This is a genomic window from Salegentibacter sp. T436 (assembly GCF_001932675.1).
Taxonomy (GTDB): Bacteria; Bacteroidota; Bacteroidia; order Flavobacteriales; family Flavobacteriaceae; genus Salegentibacter; species Salegentibacter agarivorans.
In genome coordinates this window covers 2,404,848-2,419,707 of the sequence record NZ_CP012872.1, presented here as the reverse complement: position 1 = coordinate 2,419,707, position 14,860 = coordinate 2,404,848, and the positions used below count along the sequence as shown (strand labels likewise).

At 36.9% G+C, this 14,860-nt stretch carries 11 protein-coding genes; 3 read left to right on the top strand and 8 right to left on the bottom strand.

The annotated features are described in order from the left end of the window. Positions 1–32 precede the first annotated feature (32 nt). Positions 33–1,154 carry a TlpA disulfide reductase family protein gene (locus AO058_RS10605; RefSeq protein WP_075326510.1) on the top strand — a complete coding sequence of 374 codons (1,122 nt, stop codon included), beginning with the start codon at positions 33–35 and terminating at the stop codon, positions 1,152–1,154. A 70-nt stretch (positions 1,155–1,224) separates the two neighbouring features. On the opposite strand, the gene AO058_RS10600 is transcribed toward AO058_RS10605, so the two are convergent. Beyond that, positions 1,225–1,914 carry an SIMPL domain-containing protein gene (locus AO058_RS10600; protein WP_075326508.1) on the bottom strand — a complete coding sequence of 230 codons (690 nt, stop codon included), beginning with the start codon at positions 1,912–1,914 and terminating at the stop codon, positions 1,225–1,227. Between the two features lie 46 nt (positions 1,915–1,960). Next, positions 1,961–2,608, bottom strand: a complete 648-nt coding sequence (locus AO058_RS10595; RefSeq protein WP_075326506.1) for a rhomboid family intramembrane serine protease — start codon at positions 2,606–2,608, stop codon at positions 1,961–1,963. 52 nt (positions 2,609–2,660) lie between these two features. Between AO058_RS10595 and AO058_RS10590 the strand changes: the two genes are divergently transcribed. Continuing rightward, positions 2,661–3,563, top strand: a complete 903-nt coding sequence (locus AO058_RS10590; RefSeq protein ID WP_075326504.1) for a lysophospholipid acyltransferase family protein — start codon at positions 2,661–2,663, stop codon at positions 3,561–3,563. Here the strand turns inward: AO058_RS10590 and glmM are convergent. Then, complete coding sequence (gene glmM / locus AO058_RS10585) at positions 3,560–4,945, bottom strand: phosphoglucosamine mutase (RefSeq protein ID WP_075326502.1); 1,386 nt, start codon at positions 4,943–4,945, stop codon at positions 3,560–3,562. The two genes, AO058_RS10590 and glmM, sit on opposite strands and share 4 nt — an antisense overlap. A 188-nt stretch (positions 4,946–5,133) precedes the next feature. Between glmM and AO058_RS10580 the strand changes: the two genes are divergently transcribed. Continuing rightward, positions 5,134–5,715, top strand: coding sequence for an acyl carrier protein phosphodiesterase (locus AO058_RS10580; protein ID WP_075326500.1), 582 nt, complete (start codon positions 5,134–5,136; stop codon positions 5,713–5,715). Positions 5,716–5,768: 53 nt separating this feature from the next. On the opposite strand, the gene AO058_RS10575 is transcribed toward AO058_RS10580, so the two are convergent. The 5 genes from AO058_RS10575 to AO058_RS10550 all read right to left on the bottom strand — a co-directional run bounded on the left by AO058_RS10575 (position 5,769) and on the right by AO058_RS10550 (position 14,807). Beyond that, positions 5,769–7,439 carry a hypothetical protein gene (locus tag AO058_RS10575; protein ID WP_075326498.1) on the bottom strand — a complete coding sequence of 557 codons (1,671 nt, stop codon included), beginning with the start codon at positions 7,437–7,439 and terminating at the stop codon, positions 5,769–5,771. 93 nt (positions 7,440–7,532) lie between these two features. Then, positions 7,533–8,987, bottom strand: a complete 1,455-nt coding sequence (locus AO058_RS10570) for a hypothetical protein (RefSeq protein ID WP_075326496.1) — start codon at positions 8,985–8,987, stop codon at positions 7,533–7,535. A gap of 593 nt (positions 8,988–9,580) precedes the next feature. Beyond that, on the bottom strand, positions 9,581–10,609 hold the full coding sequence (locus AO058_RS10565) for a M12 family metallopeptidase (RefSeq protein WP_075326494.1): 1,029 nt from the start codon (positions 10,607–10,609) through the stop codon (positions 9,581–9,583). A gap of 404 nt (positions 10,610–11,013) precedes the next feature. Further along, positions 11,014–12,306 (bottom strand): group II intron reverse transcriptase/maturase, encoded by a 1,293-nt coding sequence (gene ltrA / locus AO058_RS10560; RefSeq protein WP_075326492.1) that lies wholly within the window; start codon positions 12,304–12,306, stop codon positions 11,014–11,016. Between the two features lie 866 nt (positions 12,307–13,172). After that, a complete protein-coding gene (locus tag AO058_RS10550) occupies positions 13,173–14,807 on the bottom strand; it encodes a thrombospondin type 3 repeat-containing protein (RefSeq protein WP_075326490.1) in 1,635 nt (544 codons plus the stop codon). Positions 14,808–14,860: the final 53 nt, after the last annotated feature.

Sequence of the window (14,860 nt, the reverse complement as noted above, 5' to 3'; positions counted from 1 at the left end):
GCTTATTTTTGCTATAAAATAAACCAATTTTTATGCGTAAAATTATAGTTATGCTGGCGGTTGCAACCGTATTTGCCTCTTGCCAGGAAGATAAAGGATATTTTATTTCTGGAAGCGCTCCAGAAATGGAAAACGGAAAGATGATTTATGTTTCTGAAATTGACGAAAACACCAATCGTCCCAAAAGAATTGATTCTACCTCTCTGGAAAATGGCGAATTTGAATTAGATCTTGAAGATCCAGAAACTCCAAATTTAAGCTTTCTTGAATTTCAAGGTATACAGGGCAATGTTATATTTATTGCTGAAAATGAAAAAATAAACTTCAAAGTTTATAAAGATAGCATAAGAGCTTCTGAAGTAAATGGAGGAAAAGAGAACCGTTTATTATATGAGTATTTAGGACATATTAAAAATACTACTGAAAAGGTCAATAAAGGGCGGAAAGAAATGCAGAAGGCTTTCCAGGAACAAGACAGTACTAAACTTGCAACCTTACAGGAAACTGAAACTGAAATTATAGATAACGACAAGGTTTATAAGAAAAAGGTGGTTCAGGAAAATCCCGATTCATTTGTTTCAATAATGGTGATTAGCGATATGCTTAGAATGAAATCGTACCCAACAAATGAAATAAAAGAAATGTTTGATGGCCTTTCTGAAGAAATTCAAAATACTGCCATTGGGAAACAAATTGGTCAAAATCTTGAAAAAGAAAGTAAAGTTGCGGTTGGTAGCAAAGCTCCTAATTTCACAGCTCCAACTCCAGATGGGGACGAACTTTCTTTAAAAGACGCGATGGGAAAAGTAACGGTAATAGATTTTTGGGCGGCCTGGTGTAAACCCTGCCGTGTAGAAAATCCTAACCTTGTAAGAACTTATAATAAATACAAAGACGATGGTCTTAGTGTTATTGGTGTTTCTTTAGATCGTCCTGGCCAAAAAGACCGTTGGATAAAAGCTATTGAAGAAGATGGATTGCCGTGGCACCAGGTTTCTAATCTTCAGTTCTGGCAGGATCCTGTTGCTCAACTTTATGGGATTAAAGCAATTCCCGCAGCTTTTGTTTTAGATGAAGAAGGTACTATAGTTGCCCGTGACCTTAGAGGTGACGATTTAGATAATAAAATTGGAGAATTACTTAACAAAGGATAATATTTTCAGTTTTCAACACATAAAAAAAGCGCCGTAGTGGCGCTTTTTTTATTTAGCAGTTATTGAGATTCTATTCCATAAGTAACTGAAAAGAAACATCTACATCTATGCTTATTTCCATTTCACCGGGTGCCATAGTTTCCTGGTTAGAAGCTTCATCTGCAGAACCTTTTATTCTCATAGCACCATAAACCGGCTGGTAATTATTACTACTCCCCTCACTAATCTTATAAGCTTTTCCTACGGTTTGGCCCAAAGGTTTTGCAAGTGCTTCAGCTTTCTCCTTAGCATTTAATACCGCTTTTCTTCTGGCTTCAGCCTTATGTTTTTCAATCTCTGAAGATTCAAATTCAATACCATTAATTCCGTTAAGGCCATTTTCCAGCAAACCTTTCATTATAGATTCATATTTGCTAATATCTTCCAAAGTAATTGAAATTGCCTGGTTGGCTACATACGTATAGGTTTTATCGTTGTAATTATAGCGCTTATTTAAATTGATATAATTAGTATTGATATTTTTTTCGGCAATTCCTTCAGATTTTAAGTATTTAATCACTTTATTCACCACTTCATCATTTTGAGATTTTACTGAAGTAGCACTTTGGCCTTCGTGTTCAATTTGGGATTTTATAGTCACCTTATCGGGTGCTACTTTTACAACTCCTTCTCCGGTGACGTGAATTCCGGGATTTGTATCATTTTGAGCTTGCATTCCAAAGCCGGTAATTACGGCCATAAGTAAGATTATTTTTTTCATAGGTGATTTATTATGTTAAAAGGGCTAATACAATAAGAGTACCAAATTAGATTTTTCCCATTTTTTGCATCACAAATAAGAAAACAATGGGAAGCGCAAGCAATAATACCATTAATAAATGTTCTTCAAAAACCCAACTGGCTAGCAAAAGAGTTAATAAATATCCGCCTACAGCACCGCCAAAATGGGCATCGTGACCAATATTACCAACCTGGCGCTTCATCCCGTAAATGGTATAAAACAAATAGCCTATTCCAAAAATATATGCCGGGATGGGAATAATGAAAAATAAGCCCAACATCATATCTGGCCTTAAGAGAATGGCTGAATACAAGACGCCCATCACCGCGCCACTTGCGCCAACAGCCGTATAATGCATATCTTTTTTATGAAAATAATATGAAAGCAAATTCCCTAAAACCAAACTGGCAAGGTAAACAATTATAAAACCTACTGTTCCCAGAAAAAAGATAACCGAATTGGCGAAAAAATACAAGGTTAGCATATTCACCAAAAGGTGTGTAGTATTTACATGCAAAAATCCTGAAGTAAGAATTTGATATTTAGCGCCGCGATTAATATCGGCAATATTAAATTTATATTTCTGAAAAAAAGAATCGTCTTTAAATCCTTTGAATGAAACCAACACATTTACACCAATAATTATAAGGGTAACCAGGTTTAATTCTCCCATAGTAGCTTTAGTTTAGTGCCAAATATACCATATATTTGCTGAAAATTATTTTATGCAGGCTGTAGTTTTTTGGTTGGCTTACCCGCTACTTTGGCTAATTTCTATTCTTCCTTTTCCTCTTTTCTACCTGGTTTCAGATGTGGTTTACTTTATTGTTTATTACCTGATAGGATACCGTAAAAAAACAGTAACCAATAATTTAAAACTTGTTTTTCCTGAAAAATCTACTGAAGAAATTATTAAAATAAGAAAGAAATTCTATTCCCATATGTGTGATATGTTTCTGGAAATGATAAAAAGTATTTCTATCTCTGAAGAGGAATTAAAAAAACGATTTATTTACACCAATCTTGAAGAGCTTAGGCGAATAGAAAAACTAGACAAAAGTATTATGCTTATGTGTGGGCACTATGCCAGTTTTGAGTGGCTTTTTGCGCTACAACTGCACGATCTTAAACACAGCGCATTTGGCATTTATAAAAAAATTAGAAATCCCGGTTTTGACAAACTAATTAATGATATAAGAAGACGGTTTGGCGCCGAACTAATACAAAATTCCAAAGCAAGTTTGCGAATAGCAAATAATCAAAAAGAAGGTATTCGGGGGGCTTATGCTATGATAGCCGATCAATCTCCCAGAACATCCAGTTATAAATTTTGGACAGATTTTATGGGGAAAAAAGTTCCTTTTTATACAGGTTCTGAAAGAATAGCTACAGAATTTGATATGGTGGTACTATATCTCCATGTAGAAAAAGTAAAAAGAGGCCATTATAAGGCCTCTTTAATTAATATTTCTGATAATCCTGCTGAAACCAAAAACAATCAAATAACCTTAGATTACATTCAGCATTTGGAAAAACAAATTCGGGAAAAACCAGAATTCTATCTCTGGACGCACAAGCGCTGGAAACATGTGGGAAAAGAAATTCCCGAAAATGCTGTTGTTCGCTAAGCTATAATTTTCTCGATTTCTTTAATCATATCCTCAGCTAGTGCATCAGCTTTCGCCTGAGATTTTGCTTCGGTATAAATTCTTATAATCGGCTCGGTATTCGATTTTCTTAAATGCACCCAGTTTTCTGGGAAATCTATTTTTACTCCGTCTACGGTTGAAACTTCTTCATTTTTATACTTTTCTTCCATAGTCTTTAAAATACTGTCCACATCAATTTCTGGTGTCAACTGAATTTTATTTTTGCTCATAAAATAAGCGGTATATTCTTTTCGCAATTCAGAAACACTTATATTTTTTTCGGCTAAATGGGTTAAAAACAATCCAACTCCCACAAGGCTATCACGGCCGTAATGAGATTCAGGATAGATAATTCCACCATTTCCTTCCCCGCCAATTACTGCATTGGAATCTTTCATTAGTTTAACAACGTTCACTTCTCCCACGGCACTGGCTTTATATTCCCCACCGTGTTTTTTAGTCACATCGCTAAGCGCCCGGGACGATGATAAATTACTTACGGTATTCCCCGGTGTTTTAGATAAAACATAATCGGCACAAGCTACCAACGTATACTCTTCGCCAAACATTTCGCCATTTTCATCTATAAAAGCAAGCCTGTCTACATCTGGATCTACTACAATTCCAAAATCGGCTTTTTCTTTTTTTACCAATTCACAAATATCGGTAAGGTGTTCTTTTAAAGGCTCTGGATTATGCGGGAAATGCCCGTTTGGCTCACAATAAAGTTCTATTACCTCAACACCCATTTTCTTTAAAAGTTGTGGGATAACAATTCCTCCACTAGAATTCACTCCATCAACTACCACTTTAAAACAGGCCTTTTTAATTTTTTTGGCATCCACAAGTTTAAGTTTCAACACCTCTTCTATATGGATATCCATATAATTATCTTTCCGGGTGATGGAACCAAGATCATCAACTTCAGAAAAATTAAAATTATCCTGCTCGGCATATTCCAGAATTTTAGCACCCTCTACCCCATCCAAAAATTCTCCTTTACTATTTAATAATTTAAGGGCGTTCCATTGTTTGGGATTATGGCTTGCTGTTAAGATAATTCCACCGTCTGCATTTTCTAAAGGCACGGCTATTTCTACGGTTGGCGTTGTTGAAAGGTCAATATCTATCACGTCTATTCCTAAACCGGTAAGAGTATTCATTGTTAAATCCTGCACCATTTTCCCTGAGATCCTGGCGTCCCGACCTACAACTACTTTTAATTTTTTATCTTTTGAATTATTCTTTAGCCAGGTTCCGTAAGCAGCGGCGAATTTTACGGTATCTATAGGAGTTAGATTATCTCCGGTTCTTCCGCCTATTGTACCACGTATTCCTGAAATTGATTTTATTAAACTCATAAGTTTATTTTATATTAAATGTTTTTAATAGTGAACCAGCCAGGGGCGAGCTCAAAGTGTTTTATTTCTAGATATATAAATCTCTATTATCGAGTAAAATTTTAACAAATATACAAGGCATAGACAGGTAGCGCCAAAACTTAACAAAAATTAAACAGGAAACTACGGGATTTACGTAACTTTCAAAGATGAATTTCTTAGCACACATATATCTTTCGGGCGATAACGCGCAATTAAAAATCGGTAATTTTATTGCAGATTCGGTGAAAGGAAAACAGTATTTAGATTTTCCAGTCGAAATTCAAAAAGGAATAGTACTCCATCGTGCTATAGATACTTTTACTGACACTCACCCAATTGTAAGTAAAAGTGTAGAGCGTTTATTTGATCGATACGGCCATTACAGTAGGGTTATTGTAGATATATTATATGATCATTTTCTAGCCGCAAACTGGGTAGAATATTCTGAGATTCCGTTAAAAGAGTATACCGAAGATTTTTATAAACTTTTGAAGGATAATTATGAAGTTTTACCAAAGCCGGTACAAAAATTTCTTCCCTATATGGTGGCCGATAACTGGCTTTACAACTACCGAGAAATAGAAGGAATAGAAAAAATTCTTTTTCAAATGAACCGAAGAATTAAATATCGCGCTAAAATGCACCTTGCAGTAGAAGAACTCAGAGAGTTTTATGAAGAATTTGAAAATGAATTTAGAATGTTTTTTGAAGAGTTAAGGACTTATGTAAAATCTGAAATTAACACATAGAAAAAGAAGAGCCCGAGTTGGGCTCTTCAGTTTTAAGATTACAATTTATTAAATTAATTTGAAGGATTAATGTTTGCAGCATTAATTCCATTTAATGTCATTGGATCATTTGATAAAACAATATCATCCATAGCGAAATCGTTGCCAGAGTTATCATCTTCACGATCTCTAATTCTAATTAACATTGATCCATCATTCGCAGCAGTCAGAATAAATCCAATGGTGCTCCAATTTCCATCAGCGTCTTTAGCTAAAGAACTAATTTCAAAATCCCCCGCAGTCGTTGCAGATTCTGGGGTACCAGAACGGTAACGAACCCTTAGTCTTGCGTTGTTTACATCAGGTGCACTAATATCTTTTACCCTCATTTTAAGGAAATAAGTATCGCCTTCACACAATTCTGGAGTTTCCATAGTATAAATTACTCTATCTGAGACATCTGGAGAGCCATCAAAAACAATCATATTTCCATCGTCTCCATCTTGACCAGCACCTACGAATTGATCGTAGTATTTACTTGGATCATTTGTAATTAAGTAACCACCGAATGGCGCAGTTGCTCCTGGAGAATCAGCCGCCGTGTAATCGCCATCACTATTGGTATCTACATCAATATAATCGGTTTGTAAATCAGTTAGGTCTACAACTCCGGTACCGAAATCTTGTGCCCAATCGGTAACTACTCTACTTAGAAGACAAGGATCTGAATCCTCTCCACAGTATTCACCACCTTGTCTAAAGTGCCAGTATTTCTGCTTACCATCAATTTCGAAGGCTTCATCTTTAGTGTCTTCATCTGAGAAGTCTCCCCTTCTAATTAAAGTTTCAATACCTTCATCGTCTATGGTGTAAATTTCACCGTAGAACCAGGTTTCCCCATCGCGATCTGGTAAAGGAATACATAAAGGATCTGCTTGGACAACTTCACCAGTATTTTCTCCATTATTAAAATCATTGGTAGCATTTACTAGTGCAGTGGCATCTGTAAATTCAATATCCCCTTCACCTGGCAAAGCAGGATATTCCCACACTTTAACTCTAAAATGAGAAGGTTTGTGTCGACCAGTTTCTTCATCACATTCATTTCCAAAAATACAGATGTAAGTTAAAGGTACTTCTTCAAAATCAAAGAATAAGTAACCATATTCCTGAACATCCTGTTCATCATAACATAATACTTCAACTTCCTGATAATGTTTAGTTCCAACATTTAATGTAAATTGTTGGGGAAGAGGTGATTCTACAAAATTGTAAAAGTTAGCAGGTCCGTATTGATTATCGCTACGAGGGGCCATAAATATTAGATCATTATTATCATTATATACAGCAAAATATTCTAGGGTATAATCTCCCTGCTCTAGTTCGAGATCTTCTGCCTCAAAAGTTAAATAATTATCAGCTCCATCACCGTCGCTATCAACAGAAACCGGAATCACGGGGATATCAATATAACCTCCACTCACCCAATCTCCCAAGTCGTCTTTAACACCAACTCGTACATATTCAGGATCTGAATTTTCAAAGCAGCCTTCTACAGGTGCATCCACGGCTTGTTTAGAATCTACTTTCCTAGTAAAATCACTAAGCATTCCTGTAAAAGATAGAGCTACCATCTCTTCTCCAGCTGGTCCATCGGGACTGTCTGGATTGTCTTCCTTACTACAGGAAGTCATTACCATCGCTAAAAGAGCGACGTAAGCCAAATAAACTTTAAAGTTTTTCATAATAAAAAATTTAGATTAATTAATAAAAGGTTTGATTAATAAGCCTGTAAAAAGAACCACCCAATGACAGGCCTATGAGTTTAATATTTAAATTTATTCTATTTCGCATATTGATTGATTATCTACGTTAATTGCTGAAATCACTTCAAAAAGACCATTTCCAAAAAGCTGGCCCGGATAAAATGGTTCTGAACAACTTGTATGTAGATTATATGATGTATCCGAAATTGTAAACTCCAATTCTGTCCATACTGAAGGAATAGGATGTCCTCCATTTGTTGCCTCCCCTGGCAACAGTATTTCTTCATTTTTATTTACAACTCCGTTAAATATTACGTAAGGAGAGTCTGGACCGTTATGAGTTACCACCAAATTAATTGCATCGTCACCTAAATATTTAACCGTTAGCTCCTTTATTTTCCCACCCTCATCGTTATCACAAGGTACACAGTCTTTCGGTTCTTCCGGATCCTGGGGTTCTTCTTCACATTCTCCTTCATTATCGGTTAAATCATCTAATAAATCGAAATTATCTGCTTCATCGCAACAAGCTTCCCTAAAATGGTAATAATAATGTTGCTGTTCTTCCTGGTATATGTTTGTTAGATCTTCAGCATTAAAACTTCCTTCCCTTATTAAGATTTCTGTTTCATCCTCTACGATCCATATTTTTGCATAATATTCTTCTATTTCGGGAAGTGGAAAACAGAGTGCATCAGCATAATAATGGGTGCCGTTTTCATCACTAAAGGTCTTTCTTTCATTTTGGGCCACAACAAGTAGGTCAGCCTCATTAGAGTCTTTCCATACTTTCATTTTAAATTGCGCAGGCATATGTTTTTGATCTTTATCACATACATTGCCGTAAGTACATAGGTAAATTAAATTAGTTGTATTAAAATCGAAGAATAGATAACCAAAGGCAAAAGCATAGTGCTCTTCATAACATAATACTTCTACCGGTTGGTAATATTTTACCCCGGGACGTATCTTAACTTGTATTGGTAATGGATTATCTACGAAATTGTGATATTGAATACTTTGGGTATAATCTAAATCTCCATCAGGAATCCTGGGAGCCATATAAATAATGTCAGCCTCATCATTGCCGGCTGCAGTGGCTACCGCAAAATACTCTATGCTATACTCTCCTTCTTCAAGTTCCAGATCTGCTGACTCCTGGGTAAACCAGGCATCCAAATTCCCATCATTATCCAAATCGGTTCCGTTTGGATTAACTTGAATTTCAATCTTATGCTGGTGAGAATTTTTATACCAAACCCACTTACCACTTTCATCCTTTACCTTAATAACAACTCTAACAAACAGAGGATTCTCATTTGAACATTGTGGAATATCATAAGAATCAGAGGAAGTTTGTTTATTTAACTGGTTACGGTTGGCCAGGTCGCTTAGTACACTTCCAAAAGAAAGTTTTCCTACAGCATGAGATTCTTCTAATTCCTTACCTACTTCTTCCTTTGTACAGGAAACAACACAAAACAATATTAGAATTATTCCCAGGCTAAAACGTATAATTTTTTTCATTGCCTAAATAGTTTAATTATTCAACCTGAACCAAATCAGGTATATTTCAATACACAGTGTAGGGGTAAATTGAGTGGGGGGAATTTTCAGGCTGGTAGGATATTGCCTTTAAATCTTAACACTAATTTATGATGAGGAATGAAACTAGTGTATGGGGAAAACCCTGTAAGATTAACCAAATTCAATTCAAGTAATTATTAGTCTTTTTCCTACAGAGATATAAAAAACTGAAAAGATCAACTAACATTTTTGCAAAATCTAAAAGAAAACCCAGATGAAATACCATTAATCTCGATAAACTTAAATTATTTATATTCTCCCGGAAAACGCAGAAAATCAAAACATTAAATAAACATTCTTAAAATGCTCATCGAACATTTGAAACAACAGGAAATTGTGCACGACTTAATTCATAAAAATAAAATAAATAAATTGTAGGCTTTCAATTTGATTTACATTGATTCTAATAATTGTGGAATTTAACCACAAAGGGTGTGGAAATTAAATCTACAGTTTAGAGGCCATAAAATTTTAGAAATAAAAAACCCGGAGGTTTTCCCCCGGGTTTTTATTGATGGCTGATTTCTTTCTAATTATACAAAAAACCAGTAACCATATTTAATTTCTACTTCTTTCCAGCCCCATTTAGAATTATAATACCATCTATCATAATTTCTGAGTACCGTTAATCCGTTAAGAGTATAATATTCTCCATTTAAATATTTGGGTTCTGACCCATCATCTGTATACATACTTTTAATGCCAGAAATATCTCCTGAAGAAAGTGCGGAACGTTGCACCTGGTAAGTGTTACCATTTGTCCTGGTTATAGTGGGCTCTCCATTCTTAGAAAAAGAATAAGCGCCATACATCATTATAGACTCAAAATCCAGGCTTGTGGTATATTCATCACCATCAAAACCACTGGCTTCGTAAGTATGAAAATTATGCTCTGTACCGCTTCTCACATTATCCAGGTGTACCGTAATATAATTATTCCTATCTACACGGCTTTGTTCGTGCCAAAGTCCTACGGCATGACCAATTTCGTGAATGGTATTCCCGGTGCTACAGTAATCAGACAGTGTTATATTCTGTCTACCGCCAATCATCCCTACATAGGAAGAACAGCCGGAGCCGGTAGTAAAGTATATGTAGTTAGATTGTCCTGACCTTTCAACAAACTTTAACGGGGTATTATTCTCCCAGTGACGTATTGCATCGTGAACCCTGTTTTTATCGGGTAGACTGGAATTTATAGAATAATAAACGGTATTATCTGGCCACATTCCCGAAGTACGCCCTGTACTCTTTTCCTGCGGAATAGCCTCTTTGTTTTTATAAACAATAGATTGTGGGGATTTGCTTGATTGACCTTTAGGAATCAAAATATCACCCTGGTAAACATAATCATCACCATGGTCTTCTACGGGCATTTTTTGACCGGCATAATAAATTTGGGAAACAGGGCCCAGATCATTAGGAAAGGCCATTTCTGATTGTTGATCTGAGATTTCTTCTGGTTTGAGTCGCGTTTCTGCTTCTTGATTTTCTGAAATTGGATCTTTACTACATGCCAGAATCGCTAGAACAGGTAGTAACAAAAATTTGCTTTTTTTCATAAGTAGGGTTTACTTTTTTTTATGATTTAATTAATATAAATTTCATTCTGGATTTACAAAGGTCATTCCAAAAAAAAACCGGCTTTTACAACTCTAAAATTTTAATAGTCAGATTCCTACAAGGATGAAGATTTTTCCGTTTTAAACAATTTGGGGAATTTTTAAAACTTAATAAAAATACTTTTCCATCTCTTCCTAAAGGACTGTTTTTGCTATTATTTCAGTCAGTTTTTAATTAAAATTGAACTGCAGATTCTCAGAAACTTTTGGCCAACATACAGACTTATTTCCACTCTGTTAATTTTTTTAACAATCAAGTAGGATGAAGATAATAAATATTTGAGCATTTATTATCTTCATCCCTCTTCCAGAACCGTGCATACGGGTCTCGTACACGGCTCATGTTAAATCTTATTCAGTACTGTTTGATAGTACTGATGCAAAGTGTTCCCTTCAACTGTGTCCATTGCGTACAACCCTAATTCTGTGAAGTACTTATTGGGCAGGGCATAGTGTATTAAATTGGTGGAGGAGTTTCTCCATCGGGTTACCGATATCTTAAGAAAATTCCCCTTATAGCCCATACGCCTTAGTTGTCGGTGAAGAGGTTTCCAGCTTTTCCAGCTTTTCATCACCATCATTCGTAACCTTCTCCTGATCCAGCTTAAAAGATCCTGGAACAGCTTTTTGGTCAAGCCTATTCGGAAGTAATTGGCAAAACCCCTTAATAGCGGGTTCAGTTCTTTAATATAGAAAGCTATACTTTGCCCTTTAGTTCTAGGGGTTAGTAATTTTACTTTCTTTTTGAACCTCTTGATGCTTTTGTGGGATACCACTACTCCATAGGGCTTTATCACCACACCTAAATAGTGGATGCCTTCTTCAAGGTCTGTCAGACTGCTCTTGTTTTTATTCACTTCTAACCCAAGCTCTTTTTCCAGATAACTCGTGGCTTTAGCCATGTATTTTCCAGCTTGAGCTTTGGTTGGTGCAAACAACAGCACGTCATCAGCAAACCTCACCATTCGTATGCCTGAATTTTTCATATGCTGGTCGAATGCGTCCAGATAGATATTCATCAGAAGCGGTGAGATAATTCCCCCTTGTGGACTCCCCTTCTTTGTAGGTGTGAAGCGCGCTCCATCAAGTGCGCCGGATTCTAAAAAGCTCCCTATCAGTTTAAGTATCTTTCCATCGCTTACCCGTTTGCCCACGCTTTGCACTATCAGCCGATGGTCTAGAGTATCAAAACATTTGGATAAATCCATGTCTGCTACATGATCCAGACCATAGTACCGACTAAAGCGCTCTGCTTTGGCAATGGCATGATGAGCACTTCGTTTAGGACGATACCCATAACTGGAGGGATGGAATTCGGGATCGAAGATAGGTTGCAACACATTAAGCAGCGATTGTTGTACAATGCGGTCTTTGATGGTTGGGATACCCAATCCTCTCTTGCTCCCGTCTGGTTTATCGATATAGGCTCGCCTTACCGGCTGTGGCCTATATCTCCCCTCTTTCAGTTCCCTGGAGAGTTGGCACAAATTCTCCTCTAAAGCTGAACTAAAATCAGCTATACTTTGGTTATCCACTCCCTTGGCTCTGGAACCTTTGTTTTTCCTTACCTCACGGTAGGCTTGTTCCAGCCTAGGTAATGCATATACCTTGTCTATAAGACTGTACCATTTTCGCATAATGAAACTTTCTCTTCTTTGCAGTACGGTTTATTTCTTTAGGCAGAATTAGACAGATTGTTTGTTCATAAGGTATACTGTTGTCTTTAGCACTGTGGCAATCTATAACAGTAAAAGAAAATCTTACTACTCAATACTCGCGCGGATTAACAGCCAGAGTTAGCTCGTCACTCCTCTTTGCTGCAATTCCTCAGAATGTTTCAATTCCGATTGTCTTCGCTTATGGCTAATTCCTTTAAAGAACTTCCTGTACTTAATTTAACTTCGTCCCTTCGCATCCGCCACAGTTAATCTGTGACAGTCATTGCAACCGATTATGCGATTCTTGTGCAATGTCATTTGGGTTTTCTCCTCCACACTGTCACCAGTGCTTCTCAGGCCTAAATTTTCTCACTACTACGGACTCATCTGCCACCTGATTTTCCATAACAAATCCTTGTCTCTCGACTTGTTTCTGCTTAGCCTCAAAAGGCGAATAATCAGGCTTCCCCCGTTAAGCAAACATTCCTGTTAGTGAAGCCATCCGTTTTAACATATATTGCTATTCGGATTTTGGGCATCGGCACTTTTTGCAACCTTACCCCCAATATATGCCAGAATCGGTTCGATTTCTCTATGTTCCACTAACTTGCTAGGTCTTCCTTCACACCCCACCGTTGCCAGTGACGCACTTGACTTTACATTGCTCTTCCCTCCGATCAGGTGAGCGGGCTTTCTTTCAAGCCTCGGAATTGTTTGCATGCAGGGCAAACAAAAAGCTGTGCGAAAATTTCGCACAGCCTCTTTTGTAATCTTCAAGAGTGAGGATTACAAAAACCCAGTGAATTAGTCACCCCCCGGTTATAAATTTACTGGGTAATTTTATTCTAGGTATCAGATCTTGTACAAACGTTAGCAGAAAAACGAACATAGACAGTTCCAGAGAAATCTCCTGTAACTTCTATATCCACATCAGCTTCATTGGTATCCTCTGGTGCCGTAAGATCATCTTCATATACACATGTAATTGCGTCACCCAATTCATCTACAATTTCCAACCTATAATCTTTCAGATAAAAACTGGTATTTGTATTTATAAGTAACATATCTCCGTCAGCATCAAAAGAAATCAAGCCTAATGCTACGGTTGTATTATTACCTATGAAAATTGGTAATGGTTCTGAATCTGTTATTGCTATCCACTCGGTAAGATCAGTTACATCAGTTCCGGCTACGTAAACTCTTTCACAGTCGCCAGCTGATGGTAAAGTAGGACACTCTGCAACTGAATCACCACATGTTGGATCGGGATCTCTTACACACCCAGGATTCTCATTTTCATTTAAGATTTCGTCTCCATCAATGTCTGAATCACAAACGTCTCCTATTCCATCTTCATCCAGATCGGCTTGATCTGTATTGGGAGTAGCTGGGCAATTATCCTGTCCATTAGGTATTGTATCATTATCACAATCAGCAGCAGGATCTTGAGGATCACACTCTTCTCCATTCCCATTTCCTGGATCATCATCCTCATCACAGAATAGGATATGGAAATAATCAATAGTGCCATCTTCACGAACACTCTCCATTATTTGTGACCAGGTAAGATTAAGAACAATTTCTTCCTCAGCAGGAGTTGGATAATTTCCTTCCCAATTTGATAAAGTTGCAATTATTCTTATATATTCTGTAGTACTGGTTTCATCAAACATAGGCGCTGGAACTGCGAAGCAGAAAGGATCAGCATAATAATCACCGGTATCTTCATCAAATCCATAGCTATCTTCTGGTAGATCCATGCTTGTATACAAAGTTCTATCTTCGTCTCCACCGGTATATATAACCTCAAGGCTGTAATTGGCAGTATAGTGTCTTCCATCATCATCACAATAGTTTGCAAAAATACACACTTCGTGAAGTACCTCAGGTACCAGATCAAAGAATTGGTAACCATATAAATTTACCTCACGGTCATCAAAACACAGCACTTCAATATCAACATATTTTTTTGAACCTGCTCTTATTGGAAAGTTATATGGAAGACCCTGATTCACAAAAGCTCCATATTCACTGGTAGTTGCCGGTGCAGCCCAAATAACGGTAGATCCTGCATCATCTGGATCACCATCATATACCAGGAAGGTAGTGACTGAAACCGTAGCTGTTTTATCATCAGCATTTGCTACAGGAATTTTTAAATCTTCGTCATAATCAGTGAAAAAGCTTCCATCTTCGCTTAAAATAGGAACATTTACATTAATAACACCTTCCAGGTCTGTACCTGCATTATGTGTTAATTCTATATGCGCATAGGCTGGAGCGTCAGATGAACAGTCGGGAATACTTTGCTTGACCGCTGCACGGTTTACAAAGTCATTAAGGGTTGCCCCCAGACTTAATTCAGCAAAACTCTCTGAACCTGGATCGTTGTTTAAGGTTCCTTCCTCATCTTTTGTACACGAGGTAAAAAAGAGGGAAAAAACGGCCACAATGGCCAGATATTTTCTTAGAAGTATCATAATTAAAGTTTTTGGATTAAATATTTAGAATGGTTAATAAACTACCAGAAGGT